Source organism: Streptomyces sp. NPDC028711, assembly GCF_055565415.1.
Genome location: NZ_JBVHUJ010000013.1, coordinates 257710 through 277554, shown reverse-complemented (window position 1 = coordinate 277554; position 19845 = coordinate 257710). Strand labels below are relative to the sequence as shown.

At 71.0% G+C, this 19845-nt stretch carries 16 protein-coding genes; 6 read left to right on the top strand and 10 right to left on the bottom strand.

Annotated elements, in window-relative coordinates:
* Window positions 1-82: 82 nt before the first annotated feature.
* Complete coding sequence (locus ACZ4VK_RS32665) at window positions 83-1108, bottom strand: ATP-dependent 6-phosphofructokinase (RefSeq protein WP_468360154.1); 1026 nt, start codon at window positions 1106-1108, stop codon at window positions 83-85.
* Between the two features lie 417 nt (window positions 1109-1525).
* On the opposite strand from ACZ4VK_RS32665, the gene pta reads away from it, so the two are divergent.
* From pta to pyk, 3 genes are all read left to right on the top strand, one after another.
* Entirely contained in the window at window positions 1526-3619 is a 2094-nt protein-coding gene (gene pta, locus ACZ4VK_RS32660) for a phosphate acetyltransferase (RefSeq protein WP_468360151.1), read from the top strand.
* Window positions 3616-4863: an acetate kinase gene (locus ACZ4VK_RS32655; protein WP_468360148.1), complete on the top strand. Its 1248-nt coding sequence runs from the start codon at window positions 3616-3618 to the stop codon at window positions 4861-4863. The genes pta and ACZ4VK_RS32655 overlap by 4 nt, the downstream gene beginning before the upstream one ends.
* Window positions 4864-4945: 82 nt before the next feature.
* On the top strand, window positions 4946-6376 hold the full coding sequence (gene pyk / locus ACZ4VK_RS32650) for a pyruvate kinase (protein WP_468360145.1): 1431 nt from the start codon (window positions 4946-4948) through the stop codon (window positions 6374-6376).
* A 74-nt stretch (window positions 6377-6450) separates the two neighbouring features.
* Here pyk and ACZ4VK_RS32645 read toward each other — a convergent pair whose 3' ends face one another.
* From ACZ4VK_RS32645 to ACZ4VK_RS32630, 4 genes are all read right to left on the bottom strand, one after another.
* A complete protein-coding gene (locus ACZ4VK_RS32645) occupies window positions 6451-7737 on the bottom strand; it encodes a hypothetical protein (protein ID WP_468360142.1) in 1287 nt (428 codons plus the stop codon).
* Window positions 7727-8275 (bottom strand): DUF6114 domain-containing protein, encoded by a 549-nt coding sequence (locus ACZ4VK_RS32640; RefSeq protein WP_468360139.1) that lies wholly within the window; start codon window positions 8273-8275, stop codon window positions 7727-7729. Before ACZ4VK_RS32640 ends, ACZ4VK_RS32645 begins: the two co-directional genes overlap by 11 nt.
* Before the next feature lie 105 nt (window positions 8276-8380).
* Complete coding sequence (locus tag ACZ4VK_RS32635) at window positions 8381-9067, bottom strand: DUF6230 family protein (RefSeq protein ID WP_468360136.1); 687 nt, start codon at window positions 9065-9067, stop codon at window positions 8381-8383.
* Window positions 9068-9645: 578 nt separating this feature from the next.
* Window positions 9646-10617, bottom strand: coding sequence for a tetratricopeptide repeat protein (locus ACZ4VK_RS32630; protein WP_468360133.1), 972 nt, complete (start codon window positions 10615-10617; stop codon window positions 9646-9648).
* Window positions 10618-10915: 298 nt separating this feature from the next.
* Between ACZ4VK_RS32630 and ACZ4VK_RS32625 the strand changes: the two genes are divergently transcribed.
* Window positions 10916-11539, top strand: coding sequence for a TetR/AcrR family transcriptional regulator (locus ACZ4VK_RS32625; RefSeq protein ID WP_468360130.1), 624 nt, complete (start codon window positions 10916-10918; stop codon window positions 11537-11539).
* Window positions 11540-11634: 95 nt separating this feature from the next.
* Here the strand turns inward: ACZ4VK_RS32625 and ACZ4VK_RS32620 are convergent, their stop codons facing one another.
* From ACZ4VK_RS32620 to ACZ4VK_RS32605, 4 genes are all read right to left on the bottom strand, one after another.
* Window positions 11635-13335, bottom strand: coding sequence for an acyl-CoA mutase large subunit family protein (locus ACZ4VK_RS32620; protein WP_468360127.1), 1701 nt, complete (start codon window positions 13333-13335; stop codon window positions 11635-11637).
* A gap of 72 nt (window positions 13336-13407) precedes the next feature.
* Window positions 13408-13740 (bottom strand): DUF3817 domain-containing protein, encoded by a 333-nt coding sequence (locus tag ACZ4VK_RS32615; protein ID WP_468360124.1) that lies wholly within the window; start codon window positions 13738-13740, stop codon window positions 13408-13410.
* 89 nt (window positions 13741-13829) lie between these two features.
* Window positions 13830-14339, bottom strand: coding sequence for a MarR family winged helix-turn-helix transcriptional regulator (locus ACZ4VK_RS32610; protein ID WP_468360121.1), 510 nt, complete (start codon window positions 14337-14339; stop codon window positions 13830-13832).
* A 31-nt stretch (window positions 14340-14370) separates the two neighbouring features.
* Window positions 14371-15693 carry an MFS transporter gene (locus ACZ4VK_RS32605; protein ID WP_468360118.1) on the bottom strand — a complete coding sequence of 441 codons (1323 nt, stop codon included), beginning with the start codon at window positions 15691-15693 and terminating at the stop codon, window positions 14371-14373.
* 71 nt (window positions 15694-15764) lie between these two features.
* On the opposite strand from ACZ4VK_RS32605, the gene ACZ4VK_RS32600 reads away from it, so the two are divergent.
* Both ACZ4VK_RS32600 and ACZ4VK_RS32595 read left to right on the top strand, forming a co-directional pair.
* Window positions 15765-16757, top strand: a complete 993-nt coding sequence (locus tag ACZ4VK_RS32600) for an ArsR/SmtB family transcription factor (protein WP_468360115.1) — start codon at window positions 15765-15767, stop codon at window positions 16755-16757.
* A gap of 66 nt (window positions 16758-16823) precedes the next feature.
* On the top strand, window positions 16824-17846 hold the full coding sequence (locus tag ACZ4VK_RS32595; protein WP_468360112.1) for a glycoside hydrolase family 6 protein: 1023 nt from the start codon (window positions 16824-16826) through the stop codon (window positions 17844-17846).
* A gap of 36 nt (window positions 17847-17882) precedes the next feature.
* On the opposite strand, the gene glxA is transcribed toward ACZ4VK_RS32595, so the two are convergent.
* Entirely contained in the window at window positions 17883-19844 is a 1962-nt protein-coding gene (gene glxA / locus ACZ4VK_RS32590; protein WP_468360109.1) for a radical copper oxidase GlxA, read from the bottom strand.
* Window position 19845 lies beyond the last annotated feature (1 nt).

The following is a 19845-nucleotide window of genomic DNA, read 5'->3' as shown; positions in this document are numbered from 1 at the left end:
GCCGTCCACGGGGGGACGGCCGGGGCCACTCGGGTATGTCGTCCGGGTCCCTGCCCGGCGCGCCCCGGCCCCGGGGCGATCGTCAGAAGACCGACTCCGCCTCGCGCATCCGGTCCTCGGGGACCCGCTTGAGCTGGGTCACGGCCTCCGCGAGCGGCACCATCTCGACGTCCGTGCCGCGCAACGCCGTCATCCTGCCGAAGTCGCCGCGGTGCGCGGCCTCCACCGCGTGCCAGCCGAAGCGGGTGGCGAGCACCCGGTCGTACGCGGTCGGCGTGCCACCGCGCTGGACGTGGCCGAGGATGACCGGGCGTGCCTCCTTGCCGAGGCGCCGCTCCAGCTCGACGGCGAGCTGGTTGCCGATGCCCTGGAAGCGCTCGTGACCGAACTGGTCGATCTCGCCCTTCTTGTACTCCATCGAGCCCTCGGCCGGGTGGGCACCCTCCGCGACGCAGATGACGGCGAACTTCTTGCCGCGGGCGAAGCGCTCCTCGACCATCTTGACGAGGTCGTCGACCTCGAAGGGCCGCTCGGGCAGGCAGATGCCGTGGGCGCCGCCGGCCATGCCGGACTCCAGGGCGATCCAGCCGGCGTGGCGGCCCATCACCTCGACGACCATCACCCGCTGGTGGGACTCGGCGGTGGTCTTGAGGCGGTCCATGGCCTCGGTGGCGACGCCGACGGCGGTGTCGAAGCCGAAGGTGCGGTCCGTGGAGGAGATGTCGTTGTCGATCGTCTTCGGGACGCCGACGACGGGCATGCCCGCGTCGGAGAGCATCCGGGCGGCGGTCAGGGTGCCTTCGCCGCCGATGGGGATGAGGACGTCGATGCCGTACTCACGGGCCAGGTCCGGGGCGGACGCGGCGGCCTCGGCCAGCCGGTTCCGCTCCAGGCGGGCCGAGCCGAGGATGGTGCCGCCGCGGGCCAGGATGCCGCTGACGGCGTTCAGGTCGAGGGGGCGGTAGTGGCCGTCGAGGAGGCCCTTGAACCCGTCCTCGAAGCCGATGACTTCGTCGCCGTGACCGGCGAGCGCCCGGTGCACGACCGACCGGATCACTGCGTTCAGGCCGGGGCAGTCGCCGCCTGCGGTGAGAACTCCGATGCGCATCGTGCTGTGTCTCCTGCTCGGTCGCGGTCCGTGTGAGCCACCGCAATTCTCACACGGACGACCTGACGGGTGCGCTCGCCGCCGCTCCGCGCGCGCCGTGGACGGGCCGCGCGGAGGCTTCGGGTACGGGGCTTCACGACCCTCCCGCCCCGGGCCTCGGGGCCCTCCCGCCCCAGGCCTCGGGGGCCTCCCACCCCGGCTTCGAGGCCTCTCCTCCGCCGGGCGGCTTAACCATCGGCGGGGGTATTGTCAAGGGGGTAATGCCGCCCTATCGGGGCTTTCTGAGGGCAGTGGAGTGACAGACGGCCGATCGACGGGCAGTGGATCGGCAGACGGCGAATCCGCAGGCGTAGATCGACAGACAGCGGACCGACGGCAGCACCCCGAGTTCCGCAGGACTGGACAGGAGACCACGGCGTGACGCGCAGCGTGTACGTGACCGGGATCGACCGCGGTGACGGCCGCCAGGTCGTCGAGCTGGGAGTCATGGAGCTCCTGACCCGCCAGGTGGACCGGGTGGGGGTGTTCCGGCCCCTGGTGCACGACGGTCCCGACCGGCTCTTCGACCTGCTGCGCGCCCGCTACCGGCTCTCGCAGGACCCGTCGACGGTCTACGGCATGGACTACCACGAGGCCTCCGCGCTCCAGGCCGAGCGCGGCACCGACGAACTGGTCTCGCGTCTCGTCGACCGCTTCCACGCCGTCGCCCGCGACTACGAGGTCGTCCTCGTCCTCGGCACCGACTTCGCCGCCACCCAGCTCCCCGACGAACTCGCGCTCAACGCCCGGCTCGCCAACGAGTTCGGCGCCTCCGTCATCCCCGTCGTCGGCGGCAAGGGCCAGCCGGCGGAATCCGTACGGGCCGAGACCCGCAACGCCTTCCGGGCGTACGACGGTCTCGGCTGCGACGTCCTCGCGGTGGTCGTCAACCGGGTGGCGGGCGAGGACCGCGAGGCCCTCGCCGAGCGACTCACCGCCCGGCTGCCCGTCCCCTGTTACGTCCTGCCGGACGAACCGGCGCTCGCCGCCCCCACCGTCTCCCAGATCACCCACGCGCTCGGCGCCTCCGTCGTCCTCGGCGACGAGGCGGGCCTCGCGCGCGACGCCCTCGACTTCGTCTTCGGCGGCGCCATGCTGCCGAACTTCCTCCACGCGCTGACCCCCGGCTGTCTGGTCGTCACCCCCGGCGATCGGGCCGACCTGGTCGTCGGCGCGCTCGCCGCGCACTCGGCGGGCACCCCGCCGATCGCCGGCGTGCTGCTCACCCTCGACGAGCGGCCCGGGCAGGAGGTCCTGACGCTCGCGGCCCGTCTCGCGCCGGGCACCCCGGTCATCTCCGTACCGGGGAACAGCTTCCCGACCGCCGCCGAACTCTTCGCCCTGGAGGGCAAGCTGAACGCGGCGACCCCGCGGAAGGCGGAGACGGCCCTCGGCCTGTTCGAGCGGCACGTGGACACGGCCGACCTCCTCAAGCGGATCTCGGTCGCCCGCAGCGGCCGGGTCACCCCAATGATGTTCGAGCACGAGCTCATCGAGCAGGCGCGCGCCGACCGCCGCCGGGTGGTGCTCCCCGAGGGCACCGAGGAGCGGGTGCTGCGCGCGGCCGACGTACTGCTGCGCCGTGACGTCTGCGACCTGACGCTGCTCGGGGACGTGGAGACCATCCGCAAGAAGGCCGCCGACCTGAGCGTGGACCTGGGCGACACCCAGCTGATCGACCCCCAGACCTCGGAGCTGCGGGACTCCTTCGCGGAGAAGTACGCGGCGCTCCGCGCCCACAAGGGCGTCAGCGTGGAGCTCGCGTACGACGTCGTCTCCGACGTCAACTACTTCGGCACGCTGATGGTCCAGGAGGGCCTGGCCGACGGCATGGTCTCCGGTTCCGTGCACTCCACGGCCGCGACGATCCGCCCGGCCTTCGAGATCATCAAGACGAAGCCGGAGGCCTCGATCGTCTCCTCGGTCTTCTTCATGTGCCTCGCCGACAAGGTCCTCGTGTACGGCGACTGCGCGGTCAACCCGGACCCGAACGCCGAGCAGCTCGCGGACATCGCCGCCCAGTCCGCGGCCACCGCCGCCCGCTTCGGCGTCGAGCCGCGGATCGCGATGCTGTCGTACTCCACCGGCACCTCGGGCTCCGGCGCGGACGTCGACAAGGTGCGGGAGGCGACCAAGCTGGTCCGCGAGGCGCATCCGGAGCTGCGGATCGAGGGCCCGATCCAGTACGACGCGGCCGTGGAGCCCTCCGTGGCGGCGACGAAGCTGCCGGACTCGGAGGTGGCGGGGCAGGCGAGCGTCCTGATCTTCCCGGACCTCAACACCGGCAACAACACCTACAAGGCCGTGCAGCGTTCGGCCGGCGCCGTGGCCGTCGGCCCGGTGCTGCAGGGCCTGCGCAAGCCCGTGAACGACCTCTCGCGCGGCGCGCTCGTCAGCGACATCGTCAACACGGTCGCCATCACGGCGATCCAGTCCCAGGTTCCCGTACAGGCTCAGGAGCTCCCCGCATGACCGCCCCCACCCCCACTCCCGTCCCCACCCGTGTCCTGGTCCTGAACTCCGGCTCCTCGTCGCTGAAGTACCAGCTCCTGGACATGCGGGACGACAGCCGTCTCGCCCAGGGGCTCGTGGAGCGCATCGGCGAGGGGACCTCGCGGCTCGTGCACACCCCGCTCCAGGGCGGCGGGGGTGCGAAGCGGGAGACGCACGGCCCGATCGCCGACCACGCGGCCGCGCTCAAGGCGGTCGCCGCGGAGCTGGCGGCGGACGGTCTCGGCCTCGACTCCCCCGAGCTTGCCGCCATCGGCCACCGGGTGGTGCACGGCGGGCTGCGGTTCACCGAGCCGACGGTGATCGACGACGAGGTGCTCGCGGAGATCGAGCGGCTCGTGCCGGTGGCGCCGCTGCACAACCCGGCGAACCTCACGGGCATCCGGACGGCGACGGCGCTCCGCCCCGACCTGCCACAGGTCGCGGTCTTCGACACCGCCTTCCACACCACGATGCCGGAGTCCGCGGCGCGGTACGCGATCGACGTGGAGACCGCTGACGCGCACCGGATCCGGCGGTACGGCTTCCACGGCACCTCGCACGCGTACGTCTCGCGCGAGACGGCGAGGCTGCTCGGCAGGGAGCCGGAGGAGGTGAACGTGATCGTCCTGCACCTGGGCAACGGCGCCTCCGCCTCGGCGGTGCGGGGCGGCCGCTGCGTGGACACCTCGATGGGCCTGACCCCGCTGGAGGGCCTGGTCATGGGCACCCGCTCGGGTGACATCGACCCGGCGGTCACCTTCCATCTGAAGCGGGTGGCGGGCATGGACGAGGACGAGGTCGACGTCCTGCTGAACAAGAAGTCCGGTCTGGTCGGGCTCTGCGGCGACAACGACATGCGGGAGATCCGCCGCCGGATCGACGAGGGCGACGAGCGGGCGGCGCTCGCCTTCGACATCTACGTCCACCGGCTGAAGAAGTACATCGGCGCGTACTACGCGGTGCTCGGCCGGGTGGACGCGGTGGCGTTCACGGCGGGGGTCGGTGAGAACGCGGCCCCGGTGCGGGAGGCTGCCATCGCGGGCCTGGAGGAGCTGGGTCTCGCGGTGGACGCGGGCCTCAACTCCGTACGTTCCGACGAGGCACGGCTGATCTCGCCGGAGTACGCGCGGGTGGCCGTGGCCGTGGTACCGACGGACGAGGAGCTGGAGATCGCGCGCCAGAGTTTCGCGCTCGTTCAGAGCCCGGCGAGCTCGAACGAGTGAACGCCTGAGCGGCCCCGCGCCCATTTGTACTTTCCGCCAGACGGAATATTCCGCAGTGAAACAAACCGATAGGATCCGCCTCATGCGCCGTTCCAAAATCGTCTGCACGCTGGGCCCCGCCGTCGACTCGTATGAGCAGCTGAAGGCTCTCATCGAGGCCGGCATGAACGTGGCCCGATTCAACTTCAGCCACGGGTCCCAGGCAGAGCACCAGGAGCGGTACGACCGCGTCCGGCAGGTCTCCGCGGACACCGGCCGCGCCGTCGGCGTCCTCGCCGACCTCCAGGGCCCCAAGATCCGTCTCGAGACCTTCGCCGAGGGTCCCGTCGAGCTGGTGCGCGGTGACGAGTTCACCATCACCACCGAGGACGTCCCCGGCGACAAGTCGATCTGCGGCACCACCTACAAGGGTCTGCCCGGTGACGTCTCCAAGGGCGACCAGGTCCTCATCAACGACGGCAACGTCGAACTGCGGGTCGTCGAGGTCGAGGGCCCCCGGGTCAAGACCATCGTCGTCGAGGGTGGTGTGATCTCCGACCACAAGGGCATCAACCTGCCCGGCGCGGCGGTCAACGTCCCCGCCCTGTCCGAGAAGGACGTCGACGACCTCCGCTTCGCCCTGCGGATGGGCTGCGACATGGTCGCCCTCTCCTTCGTCCGCGACGCCGACGACGTCAAGGACGTCCACAAGGTGATGGACGAGGAGGGCCGCCGGGTCCCGGTCATCGCCAAGGTCGAGAAGCCGCAGGCCGTCGAGAACATGGAGGCCGTCGTCGCGGCCTTCGACGCGGTCATGGTGGCCCGTGGCGACCTGGCCGTCGAGTACCCCCTCGAGCGGGTCCCGATGGTGCAGAAGCGCCTGGTGGAGATGTGCCGCCGCAACGCCAAGCCGGTCATCGTCGCGACCCAGATGATGGAGTCGATGATCACCAACTCGCGGCCGACCCGCGCCGAGGCGAGCGACGTCGCCAACGCGATCCTGGACGGCGCGGACGCGGTCATGCTGTCGGCCGAGTCCTCGGTCGGCGCGTACCCGATCGAGACCGTCAAGACGATGTCGAAGATCGTCGCCGCGGCCGAGGAGGAGCTGCTCTCCAAGGGCCTCCAGCCCCTGGTCCCGGGCAAGAAGCCGCGCACCCAGGGCGGCTCCGTCGCCCGCGCGGCCTGCGAGATCGCCGACTTCCTCGGCGGCAAGGCGCTGGTCGCCTTCACCCAGTCCGGCGACACGGCCCGCCGCCTCTCCCGCTACCGGACGCAGCAGCCGATCCTCGCCTTCACGACGGACGAGAACACCCGCAACCAGCTCACCCTGAGCTGGGGCGTGGAGTCCTTCCTCGTCCCGTTCGTGGAGACCACGGACGCGATGGTCGACATCGTGGACGCCGAACTCCTGAAGCTCCAGCGCTACAACGAGGGCGACACCATGATCATCACCGCCGGCTCGCCCCCCGGCGTCCCCGGCACGACGAACATGGTCCGCGTCCACCACCTGGGCGGCGGTGAGCGCGCCTGACGTCCGTGGCACACGCGTGACGAAGCCCCCGTCCGGTGGACGGGGGCTTCGTCATGAGCTCATGAGCCCTACGGTCAGTTCGGCTCGATCGTGTTCCTGAGTTCCGGGACCCTGAGGGTGCCGCCGAACTGGCCGGCCTGCTTGAGCTTCACCTTGGTGAACTCGGCGTAGGGGACGTCCAGCGGGGGCGGCGTCTCGGGGCTGAAGGTGACGGGGAAGATGCCGAAGAGATTGCCCTTCAGCTCCTCCGTGTACATGGTCACCGTGCCGCCGCGGATGGTCGACTCCTCCGTGTCGCTGGAGCGGACGTGGGCCGTGCGCCCCTCGGAGTGGACCGTCAACTGGTGCAGGTCGTGGATGTCGATCTTGGACGCGGTGAACTTCAGGACCTTCTTGATCTTGCCGCCGTAGGTCTTCACCTCCACGATGCCGTGGTACTTCAGGCCGTACAGCTTGAGCAGCGAGCTCTCCAGGCGCCACGGCTCGTCCGGGAGCAGGGGGATGCCCTGCTCCAGTTCGGCCGCCGCGAGCGCCTCGGGGTCGGGCTCCGGGCACGGGAAGCGGGGCTTCGCGCCCTCGGGTATGTCCTCGTCCTTCTTGGCGTCGAGGCCCTTGGCGCTCTCCGGCAGCTCCTTGACCGTGACGCCCGCCTTCTCGGCGGCCTTCTCGATCGCGGCCTTCGTCTTCTCGGCGGCCGCGTCGACGGTCGCCTTCGGAGCGGTGGCCGTCGGCTTCGGCACCGTGGTCGGCGCGTCGGGGACCGTCGCCGGCTTGGCCGGGGCCTCGGTCGTCGGGGCCGTCGTGGTGGGCGTGACCGTCGGCTCCGGGTCGGGGCCGTCGAACAGGTCCTTCAGTGCGTCACCGACACCCAGCGGGTCCAGCGGGTTCACCGACTTCGTCGGCGTGGGCGTGGGCGTGGCCGTCGGCGTCGCGGTCGGCGCGGCGGTGGCCTTCGCCCTCTCCTGGGTCTGCCGGGTCTGCCCTGTCTCCGTCGCGGTCGGCGTCGGCGCCGGCGTGGCGGTGGCGCTCGGGGTCGCGGTGGCGGTCGCGCTCGGGGTCGCCGACGCGGTCGCGGACGGGGTCGGCTTCGCGGTCTCGGCCGGCTTCGTCGTCTCCGTGGCCTCCGGCGTCGGCTCGTCGGAGCGGGTGACGCACGGGCCGGGCGCGAAGGGGATGTCCTTCTCGTCGGCGAGGGCGACCTTGGGTGCGAGGCCCATGCCCACGAACACCGCGGTCGGCATGGCGGCCAGCGCCATGGCCTTGCCCGCCGGGCCCTGAATCCTGTTCAGCAGCGACTTGCGCGGGGCCGCGTGCCGCGGACCACCTTTCGCGAGCGCCGACTGAGTCTCGTCACCCCGCACTGTTCCTCCCGCCGTTGGCGTCGATCGTCGATTCGGTCGCGTGGTGCTCCGCCTCGCGCTGCTCCGGGACGCCGGCGGCCCACAGGGGCTCGGTCGCGTCGGACGCCTCCCGCTCACGGTCGTACTCGGCGTCGGCGGCTTCCTCGACCGGTGGCGCGGGCGCCCAGGCGATGGACATGCCGCCGCCGACGAGAGCGAGCAGGAAGCCGACGAGCAGACCGCCGAAGTTCGACACCGGGATGGAGACAAGACCCAGGACGATCGACGCGACACCCGCGAAGACCCGCACGATGGGCTGGTACCACATCGTCAGGCCGAGCGTGATGAGCAGCACGCCGATGATCAGCGCGCCGGACCCGGCGGTCGTCTTCATCGCGAGGGTGATGTTGCCGAGCCGCATGTCCCCGTACGGGAGGTAGGCGATCGGCAGACCACCGAGGAGGGTGAACAGTCCGGCCCAGAAGGGCCGGGTCTGCCGCCAGACCTTGAACCGGTTGTCCTGGGGGACTCCGGGGGAGGCAGGGGTCTCGGCGCTCATGGAAACAGCTCCCTGGAAGCGGTGTTGCTGAGAAGAGGTAGAGAAGCGGGGACGCGCCCCGGAGTGGGTACGGACCGCCGAGGCGGCCCGTACCCGGGGGCCGGATCAGCCCTTGAAGCATTCCTTCGCCGTGCCCCGGTGCAGGGACAGGTTGAGGTCGGGGAGCTTGAAGGTGGCGGCCGTGGTGGCCCACGCCTTCTGCCTGACGTTGGTCAGCGTGACGCTCTTGGCTCGCTGGGCGAAGCCGTGCTTGTTCGCCTCGGTGTTGGGCTGGATGCCCTGCTTGTTCGGGTCGCTCTTGCCGTCAGGCCCGGCGTTGAGAGAGCCCGCCGCGACGCCGATGTCGATCTGATCGAACGTGGCGTCGGCCTCGAGGTAGGAGACGTCGAGGTACAGCTCATCCCCGATGACCTTGTCCTCGTCCTTGCCGGACTGGACGGCCTTGGTGCCGGCCTCCAGGCGAAGGGTGATGTCACCGAGACCAGGAACCGGCGTCACGACCGACTGGCACATGTTGGTGATCTTGGCGTTGTCGAAGCCGGAGACCGCCACCGGGGCCCCGAACGGCTGGCCCTCCAGCGTGTGGCCCTTGGCGACACTGCCGTACTGGACGAACTCGGTGCCTTCGAGCTTGTCGGTGGAGACCTTGAACTCCTGGCCGGAGATGGCGAAGGACGCGGCGAGCGCGCCCTGGGCCAGGCCGACACCGATCGCGGCCGTCGCGGCCACGCTCGGGACCATGACGACGGCGAACCGCTTCCATCTGGTCCCGCCACGTACCTGGGACTTCATGAGAATTCCTCCTTCTCGGACGTACATCTCCGGAAGGGCCCGGGGCCCGTCCTGGGATGGGAGAAGAGCTACGTCCTCGGGAAGGAGAGCGCCGAGGCATCAGGCGGCGCGATGCGCGTCCGAATCACCGGCGATCACCCCCGAGCGACAACCTGGGGCCACGCCTTTGAGCGCGGCCTGATGGGACAGGCCCCGTTCGGTGAGAGCGGGAACCCCCCTGTCCACGACCGGTGCCGTGGCACCGGTCCGCCCGGTGGGGACCTTCGCCGCGGACCCGGTTGGTTGCCGGGGTGGTGCGGTTCGGACCGAGCGTCGCCGATCGTGGTCCATTCCGCGTCCCCGCACAAGGGGGTTCATTACCGGCTAGTAACGGCTGGATAACCACGCCATGGCGGGACGGGATCGAACGGGCACGCAGGGTGCGTTCGATCGTCCGGGAATATCAGCGGATCACCGCATGAATCCGGACAGAAGACCGGGCCCGATTTACTGCAAGTAACAGCGGCCGTGATTACCAAGTTTTGGCAAAGCACGGCCGCGATTTGTCACTGTGTTGCCAAATCCTCAGGCGATCCGGCTCAGAACAGCACCCGGGCCAAGGCCTGCCGGGCCGCCGTGACCCTCGGGTCCTCCGCGCCGATCACCTCGAACAGCTCCAGGAGCCGCAGCCGCGCCGCGTCCCTGTCCTCGCCCGCCGTGCGGCGCACGGTCTCCACGAGGCGCCCGAAGGCGTCCTGTACGTGACCGCCCACCAGGTCGAGGTCGGCGGCGGCGATCTGCGCGGTGACGTCGGCCGGGTTCGCCGCGGCGTTCTTGCGGACGGCGGCCGGGTCCAGGTCCTGCACCCGGGCGAGCAGTTCGGCCTGGGCGAGCCCGAGCTTGGCCTCGGGGTGGGCCGGGTCGTCGGCGAGCACGTTCTTGTACGCCTGGACCGCGCCGGCCAGGTCGCCCGCGTCGAGCGCGGACAGGGCCGCTTCGAGGAGGGCGTCGTACGGGCCGGCTGCCGGGCGCTCGGCAGGCGCCTCGCCCGTCGAGGCGTCCGCGTCGACGGCGATGCCGGTGAGACCGAAGCGCTCCTCGCCGATCTGGATCAGCTGGTCGAGGGTCTCGCGGATCTGGGCCTCGGGCACGGCGCCCTGGAAGAGCGGCAGCGCCTGGCCGGCGACCACCGCGAAAACGGCCGGAATTCCCTGGATGCCGAACTGCTGCATCAGCATCTGGTTGGCGTCGACGTCGATCTTGGCGAGCAGGAAGCGGCCGTTGTACTCGACGGCGAGCCGCTCCAGGAGGGGGCCGAGCTGCTTGCAGGGCTCGCACCACTCGGCCCAGAAGTCGAGGACGACCGGGACCTCGGCCGAGCGCTGGAGCACATCGCGCTCGAAGCCGGCCTCGTCGACGTCGATCACCAGCGCGGACGGGGGCACCGCGGCGGAGCCACCCTGCCGGGCCGCTTCGGCGCGCGCCTGCTCCGCCTTCGCCTTGGCCTCTCCGGCCGCCTTCACCGCGGCGAGATCGACGACGCCGCTCATGGACATGTTTCGGGGCTGCATGCGTACATCCTCCCCCTTCCGCGCGCGTAACCGGTAAGTCATGGCTGAACCGTGCCGTCCGCACGTCTCCCGCCGGTGTGCGAGACGTGCGACGACACGGTTCTTCGTCTTCGGTTCGCGCCGGGTCCCCACCCGGCGCGGTGGTTGTCGCTCAGGCCGCTCAATGCCTTTCGCTACAGGTCGTAGCGTAACTCTCCCGGGGGAGCCGGGGGGAGGCCGGGGACCCGATCCGTGCGGTGAACTGCCTCACACGACGGGCCTCTGGCGCCGTACCTACCGGCGGGTATGGTCGATTCTCATGTGTAGCCGCACCAACCCCCGCAGCCGTACCGGGCGCCCCCGCTCCACCCAGGCCGACACGGCCATCCTGGAGGCGACCCGCGCGGCCCTGGTCGAGCTGGGCTGGTCCAAGCTCACGATGGGGGACGTCGCCGGACGCGCCGGGGTTGCGAAGACGACCCTCTACCGCCGCTGGGCCAACAAGAACGAGCTCGTGGTGGACGCCGTCGCCGTCCTCTTCGATGAACTCGAACTGCCCGACCTCGGTTCCCTCCAGGCCGACATCGAGCATGTGGTCCTGCAGTTCGCCGCCCTTCTCGAACGCCCCGAGACCAAGACGGCCCTGATGGCGGTGGTGGCCGAGTCGACCCGGGACGAGCCGCTGCGGGAGCGCATCCGGGCGTCGATCGTCGACCGGCAGAAGCGTCTGGTCCTGGAGGGCCGGATGCGGGCGCAGCGGCGCGGCGAGCTGCCGGCGGACCGCGATCCGGTGGCGGTGGACGCCACCGACGACCTGATCTTCGACGTCATCGCGGGCGCGGTGGTGCACCGCGCGCTGGTGAGCGCGGAACCGGTCGACGGGGAGTGGGTGTCGCGCCTCTCCGCGCTGCTCGTGGGAGGCCTCGGTTCCCTGGCGACCTGAGAGCGTCCGAGGTCGCGCGTACGCGTCAGGGGCGGTACGGGAGTTCCCGTACCGCCCCTGAATCCGTCAGGTCGAGCGTCAGAAGCCCGGGGCTGTCAGAAGCCCGGGGGCTCCGTGTACACGCCCCACTCGTCGCGCAGCGCGTCGCAGATCTCGCCGAGCGTGGCCTCGGCCCGTACGGCCTCCAGCATCGGGGCGATCATGTTCGAACCGTCCCGGGCGGCCTTCAGCATGGCGTCGATCGAGGCGCGGACCTTGGCGTCGTCGCGGCGGGCCTTGCGCTCGCCGAGGTTCTGGACCTGGTCCCGCTCGACCTCGTGGCTGACGCGGAGGATCTCCAGGTCGCCGGTGACCGAGCCGTGGTGGCAGTTGACGCCGACGACGCGCTTGTCGCCCTTCTCCACGGACCGCTGGTACTGGAAGGCGGACTCGGCGATCTCGCCGGTGAACCAGCCGTCCTCGATGCCGCGCAGGATGCCGGAGGTGATCGGGCCGATCGGGTGCTGCCCGTCCGGGTGGGCGCGGCGGCCGCGCTCCTTGATCTGGTCGAAGATCTTCTCGGCGTCGGCCTCGATGCGGTCGGTGAGCTGCTCGACGTACCAGGAGCCGCCCAGCGGGTCGGCGACGTTGGCGACGCCGGTCTCCTCCATCAGCACCTGCTGGGTGCGCAGGGCGATCTCGGCGGCCTGCTCGCTGGGGAGCGCGAGGGTCTCGTCGAGGGCGTTGGTGTGGAGGGAGTTGGTGCCGCCGAGGACGGCGGAGAGGGCCTCGACCGCGGTGCGTACGACGTTGTTGTAGGGCTGCTGGGCGGTGAGGGAGACACCGGCGGTCTGGGTGTGGAAGCGGAGCCACTGGGCCTTGTCGGTCTTCGCGCCGTAGACCTCCTTCATCCAGCGGGCCCAGATGCGGCGGGCGGCGCGGAACTTGGCGATCTCCTCGAAGAAGTCGAGGTGGGCGTCGAAGAAGAAGGAGAGGCCGGGGGCGAAGACGTCGACGTCGAGGCCGCGGGAGAGGCCGAGCTCGACGTAGCCGAAGCCGTCGGCGAGGGTGTACGCGAGCTCCTGCGCGGCCGTCGCCCCGGCCTCGCGGATGTGGTAGCCGGAGACGGAGAGCGGCTTGTACGCGGGGATGCCCTGCGCGCAGTGCTCCATGAGGTCGCCGATGAGGCGCAGATGGGGCTCGGGCTCGAAGAGCCACTCCTTCTGCGCGATGTACTCCTTGAAGATGTCGGTCTGCAGCGTGCCGTTGAGCACGGCCGGGTCGACGCCCTGGCGTTCGGCGGCGACCAGGTACATGCAGAAGACGGGCACGGCGGGGCCGGAGATCGTCATCGAGGTGGTGACGTCGCCGAGCGGGATGTCCTGGAAGAGGACCTCCATGTCGGCGGCGGAGTCGATGGCGACGCCGCAGTGGCCGACCTCGCCGAGCGAGCGGGGGTCGTCGGAGTCGCGGCCCATGAGCGTGGGCATGTCGAAGGCGACGGAGAGGCCGCCGCCGCCGGCGGCCAGGATCATCTTGTACCGCTCGTTGGTCTGCTCGGCGTTGCCGAAGCCGGCGAACTGGCGGATGGTCCAGGTCCGGCCCCGGTAGCCGGTCGCGTGGAGTCCCCGGGTGTACGGGTACTCCCCGGGCCAGCCGATGCGCTCGAACCCCTCGTAGGTGTCGCCGGGGCGGGGCCCGTAGACGGGCTCGACGGCGTCGCCGGAGAGCGTGGTGAAGTCGGCGTCCCGCTTGCGGGCCTTGTCGTAACGGGCCTGCCAGCGTTGGCGGCCTTCCTCGATGGCGTCAGCGTCCATGCTTCGAATTTACTAGGACGTCCTAGTAAATGTCGATGGCAAACCTCCGCACATGTGTGCGGAGGTAGGGGGTCAGGCCTTGACCGGCTCCGGCCGCGCGCCGCTGACCAGCGGAAGCGTCTCGGCGACGATCTTGCGCTCGACGAAGAAGGCGGCGAAGGGAATCGTGCCGGACAGCAGTACCCAGAGCAGCTTGCCGAACGGCCACTTCGCCTTGGACCCCAGGTCGAAGGCGAAGATCAGATAGATGATGTAGAGCACACCGTGGGCCTGGGAGACCGCGAAGGTCACGTCCTCGCCCATGTCGAACCCGTACTTGAAGACCATGCAGGTGCACAGCACGAGCAGCATGACGGCGGTGATGTACGCCATGACGCGGTAACGGGTCAGCACGCTGGATTTCATGCCGTCGAGCGTAACCGCACGTTCCGGGCGATCTTCGCGCGGGTCGGGACTCGTCGGACGCGCGGAGCGCGACGCGTCGAACGGGCGGGTCAGGACTCGTCGAAGTCGTGCGCCGCGACCCGCAGCGGGCGGAGCATCGCGAAGATCTCCGCGCACTCCTCGGCGTCGTACGCCCCGAGCCCGAAGTCCATCTCCATCAGGTCGCGGGTCGCCGCCTCGACCACCTCGCGGCCCTTCTCCGTGATGGTCGCCAGGGTGCCGCGGCCGTCGTTGGGGTTGGGGCGCTTGGCGACCAGGCCCGACTTCACCAGGCGGTCCACCGTGTTCGTCACCGAGGTCGGGTGGACCATGAGGCGTTCGCCGATCTTCGACATCGGCAGCTCGCCCGCCTTCGAGAAGGTGAGCAGCACCAGGGCCTCGTACCGCGCGAAGGTCAGTCCGTACGGCTTGACGACGGCGTCGACCTCCGCGAGGAGGATCTGATGGGCGCGCATGATCGAGGTGATCGCGGCCATCGAGGGGACCGGGCCCCAGCGCTTCTGCCAGAGCTCGTCGGCTCGGGCGATGGGGTCGAAGGGGAGACTGAGCGGCTTCGGCACGCGTCGACCTTACCGACTGGTCATATGCCGGTCAGCCCCGTCTCGCCTTTCGGTCGCCCCCTTCGGTCACCGCCCCGCCCGCCTCCGTCGCCCGCAGCTCGGCGGCGGCGGCGAGGAGACAGAGCGTGCCGAGGACGCCGGTCGCCGCGACGACCGTGTGGACGGGCGCGAACTCGGCCGCGAGACCGGCCCCGGCCATGCCGACGCCCTGGACGGTCATCATGCCCGCCGTCATCAGGGTCATGGCCCTCCCCCGCTGCTCCTCGGGGACGGCGGCGACGAACCGGGCGTCGAGACCGAGGGTGTACGCGCCGGTGGCGCCCGCCAGGAACAGGGCGACGACCGCGAGCGGCACTCCGGGCGCGGGGGCGTACAGCAGATAGGGCAGCACACCGGTCACGGCGAGCGGCAGCACGATCCGGGAGCGGGTCGCGGCGCTCAGGAACGCCCCGGCGAAGAGCTCGCCCGCGATGGTGCCGACGGGCAGCGCGCACATGAGCAGGCCGAGGGCCGCGGTGGAGACACCGATCTCGTCGGCGTACGGCGCGGCGAGCGCCTCCGGTACGACGGCGAAGAGCGGCGGCACCCAGAACATCAGCATCAGGGCGCGCACCCGCCGGTCGCGCAGGACCGCCCAGGTGCCGGTCAGGCCGGTGCGGGACCCGGCCGCCCGGGCGGGGCGGCGGGCGGTGCCGAGGCGGAGCAGCAGCGCGGAGGCGAGGAAGGTGGCCGCGGTGATGCCGAGGGCGCCGCGCGGCGGGACGACGGTGAGGAGCAGGCCGCCGGCGGCGAAGCCGGTGAGGAGGGCGCTCTGGGAGACGATCCGCAGGAGGGAGCGGCCGAGGACGAAGAGGTCGCCCTCTCCGAGGACGTCGGCGAGGGTCGCCATCCGGGTGCCGTTGAAGACGGGCGAGACGACGGCGATGGCGCAGCGCAGCACGAGCAGGACGGCGACAGGGGTGGCGGGCACGACCATGAGCGCGACGCAGGCGGCGCAGACGAGGTCGCAGACGACGAGGATGCGGCGGGGCGGGAGCCGGTCGGTGAGACCGGCCAGGAGGGTGCCGCCGAGGAGGTAGGGGAGGAAGCCGAGGGCGAAGGTGAGGGAGGAGAGCAGCGGGGAGCGGGTGAGGTCGTAGACGAGCACGGTGAGCGCGAGTTCGCTGACGACGACCCCGAGCAGGGAGAAGAGATGGGCGACGAACACGACCCGGAACTCCCGCACCCGGAACACGGCCCGGTACCCGGGCGGGTCCGGAGCGGTCGCGCCCTCGGGGGCCATGGGCTCCGTTGGAGTCCGGGGCCGGTTCGAGGTCGTGGGGCGGTTCGTGTCGAGGGAGTCGTGCTGCGGCATGGGGTGCAGCCTGCCGTCGGGGGTGCGGGCCTCCTAGACTTTCGCGTCCAGGCGAATCTTCCGGAGGGGTCGTGCCGTACCACCTGCACTTCGGCGAGGGCGATCCGCTGCGGATCCGGTTCGCGATCTCACCGCTCTGGGAGACCCACTCCGCCGTCCGCGTCCTCGCGCGGCCACGGCAGCAGGGGTACCACCTGCCGTGGCTGCGCCGGATCGCGGGCGCCGCGCGCGGGCTCGATCTCGGGCCGCTGCATCTGCTGATGCCCCACCACGGACACAGTCCGGACTTCCTCTACCCGCCGCCGCTCGGGCCCGCCGCCACCTTCGAGGACGAGATCGCCGCCGTACGGGAGACCGATCCGGCCCTCGCCCTGAGGGACTTCGAACGGGCGCTCGCCGATACGCCGGGGGCGGCCGGCACGGCGGAGGGGCGGCGGATGCTCGCCGATCCCGTCGGCGCGGTGGGGCGGCTCGCCGATCTGCTCCAGGTGGCCTGGGAGGCGCTTGTCGCGCCCGAGTGGCCGCGGCTGCGGGCGCTCCTGGAGGCGGACGTCGCGTACCACTCGCGCCGCCTCGCGGACGGCGGCCTCGAACGGCTGCTCGCCGAGCTGCACCCGGCCTTCGACTGGGCCACGGAGACGGCCACCCTCACGGTGGACTACCACGGGGAGCACGTGCGTCCGCTGGACGGCCAGGGGCTCGTCCTGATGCCGTCGGTGTTCATCTGGCCCGAGGTGGTGAGCGGTTTCGACCCTCCGTGGCAGCCGACGGTGGCGTATCCGGCGCGCGGGATCGGCGGGCTGTGGGCGGAGCCCCGGGACCGTACGCCGGAGGTCCTCGGGCGGCTCCTCGGCCCCGTGCGGGCGGACGTGCTGTGCGCGCTCGCCGAGCCGATGGGGACGACCGCCCTGGCCCATCTCCTCGGCCGCTCCCCCTCCACCGTCTCCGCGCATCTGGCGGTGCTGCGGGACGCGGGGCTCCTGACGTCCCGGCGGTACGGCCACCAGGTGCTGTACGAACGGACGCCGCTGGGGATCGCGGTGTCGCAGCCCGGAAGCGGCTGACCGCCGTGCCACGATGGCCCGGATTGTCATAGAACACACCGTTCCGTACCCGACCCTGGGGGCCGGATGTCCCGCCGCACCGTCACCGCCGTCGCCCTGACCCTCGTCTCCGCGCTGCTCCTGACCGGGTGCGGCGAGGACGAGCCCCGGACCACGGGGCCCGTCGGGCCGCCGTCCACGCGCGGTGGGTCGTCCGCGGCGCCCGCGAGCGGGTCCCCGTTCTGGGTCGACCCGGAGAGCGACGCGGCCCGGCAGGTCAAGCAGTACGAGGCGCAGGGCAGGACCGAGGACGCCCGGGTCCTGAAGCGGATCGCCGACCGGCCGGTCGCGGACTGGCCGGCCGGGGACGATCCCGTACCGGAGATCACGCGGGCGGTCCGGAGCGCGACGGCGGAGAACCGTACGGCCGTGTTCGTCGCGTACAACATCCCGCACCGCGACTGCGGGATGTACTCGGCCGGCGGCTCGCGCGACGCGCAGGCGTACCGGAACTGGATCGACTCCTTCGCCACCGCGATCGGGGAGGCCTCGGCGATCGTCGTCCTGGAGCCGGACGCGGTGCCGCACATCGTGGACGGCTGCACCCCGTCCCAGTACCACGACGAGCGGTACGCGCTGCTCGCCGGGGCGATCGAGCGGCTCAAGCGGCAGCCACGCACCCGCGTGTACCTGGACGCGGGCAACCCGGACTGGATCGACGACCCGGGCAAGCTGGTGGATCCGCTGCGCCGGGCGGGGGTGGCGAGGGCGGACGGCTTCTCGCTGAACGTCTCCAACTTCCAGACGAACGACACCGTGCGGGACTTCGGCGCCACGCTCTCCGGGCTGCTCGGCGGCACCCACTTCACGGTGGACACCAGCCGCAACGGCGACGGCCCCCTCCCGGGCGACCGGGCGGAGGCCTGGTGCAATCCGCCGGGCCGGGCCCTCGGCGTACCGCCGACGGACCGGACCGGGGACGAGCTGGTCGACGCGTATCTGTGGATCAAGCGGCCCGGCGAGTCGGACGGCCAGTGCCGGGGCGGCCCGGCGGCCGGGACCTGGTGGCCGGAGTACGCCCTGGGCCTGGCGCGCAGGGCGAAGTCCTAGGACTGGCGCGCAGGGCGAAGTCCTGAACGACCTCTCTCAGTTCACCTGGATCCACTTCGCCTCCGACGGAATGCCGTTCACGTCGGTGACGAAGAGCATGTACCAGCCGGGCGGGACGAGCGTCCGGTCCTGCGGTACGTCGATGGTGACGGTCATCCCGTCCCGGCTCTTCGTCAGGCCGAGCTCGACCGAGCGCTGTTCGACGTCCGTGGTGTGGGTGACGGCGCTCGGCCGCATCAGCCGGGCCTTGGCGATCCGGCCGGCGTCCTTGGTCTTGAAGGTGGCGCGGCCGTTCTGGTCGAGTTCCCGCGAGCCCTCGCCGAGGACGGGCCGGTCGTCGCCCGCCTTGTGGAGGTAGGGCGGGGTGAAGACCTCGATGCGCTGCTCGAAGGTGCCGAGCCTGGTGTTGTCCTTGTCGGCGAAGAGCGGGTCGGAGCCGAAGGTGGCGACCCGGCCGTCGGGCAGCAGCAGCGCCTCGGAGTGGTAGTTGCGGCCGACGGTGGGTTCGGCGGCCTCGGTGAAGGTGTTCGCCCTCGGGTCGTAGAACTGCGCCTTGAGGATGTCGCTGCCGCTGCGGCCCCGGTAGTCCTCGGAGCCGCCGGTGGTGAAGACCGTGTCGTCGGGGAGCAGGACGCTGCTGAGGTAGCGGGTGCCCTGCGGGAGCGCCGGCCCGTCGGTGAAGACGGGGCTGTCCTTGGAGAGGTCGATGATGGAGGTGCGGGCGGTGGACTTGGACGACTCGCCGACGCCTCCGCCGCCGAGGACCATGACCTTCTGGTTCTGGACGGGGGGCAGCATCAGGGAGGCGGAGGTCTCCAGCTGGTCGGGGTCGGTGAGCCCGCCGAGCTTGGTGAAGGAGTTCTTCTTCAGGTCCCACAGGCCCGGTTCGCGGCCCTTCTCGGCGGGGCCGTAGCCGGCGTTGGAGCCGGTGTAGAGGAGCTTGCCGCCCTTGGTGAGAAAAAGGGACGGGTAGGTGGGGAAGTAGCGGAAGGGGCCCTTGGACCACTTCTTGGTCTCGGGGTCGTAGATCTCGTTGTCGCCGGGGACGACGTCGCCGACGTCGTTCAGCCCGGAGACGGCGAGGACCTTGCCGTCGTCGAGGGTGACGAGCGTGGGGTACCAGCGGGCGTCCTTCATGGGGGCGACCGGGATGTACTTCTCGGCCTTCGGGTCGAACTCGTAGGCACTCTTGATGCCCTGGAAGTCCTGCTTCTCGGTGGTGAGCTTCTGCGCGAGCCCGTAGACGTCGTCGGCCATGTCGCCCTTGAGGCCGACGACCTCGTACTGGGCGGCCTCGGTGGTGAGGGCCCCCGGGCCCTCCTTCCGCGCCTCGACGAAGACCCGGGCCTCGGCGGCGGTGACCTTCGTCTTCCACGGCTTCATCTGGCCGCTCTTGAAGTACGAGATCTCGAACTCGCGCTTGGCCTTGGGGACGGTGACGTCGAACCTGGAGACGTACTCGACGCCGGACGGGGAGCGGAAGACGGTGCCCTTCTTCAGAGTGACCGCCTTGTCGGGGCTCTCGTTCTTGACCCGCATGCCGCCGCCGGCCTTCTTGACCTCGCCGTTGAGGATCTCGTACCGGGCGGTGCCGCCGGCGACGAGCAGCCGACCGTCGGGGAGCTGGGTGTGGCCGGCGCAGAAGAAGTCCTCGGGCGTGGGGATCTTCTTGAAGGTGTTCTTCACCGGGTCCCAGAGGACGGTCTCGAAGGTCCCGGCGTCGAAGTTCTTCTGGCTGTTGCCCGAGCCGGCGATCAGCAGCACCTTGCCGGTGTGGAGGAGGGCCGCGTGGATGGCGTTGACGCTGTACGGGGCGGGGACGTTCACCGGCGCCCAGGAGCCGAAGGCCCGCTTGTAGCCGGGCTGGGCGATCTTGTACGCGTGGTACTTCTCCTCGGCGAAGGAGACGGCGGCGGGCGCGTTGAGCGCCGCGAGGACGAGGACCGCGCCGCTGCCGAACAGTGTCTTCTTGAACTTCTTCGACGGCCGGTAGGCCATG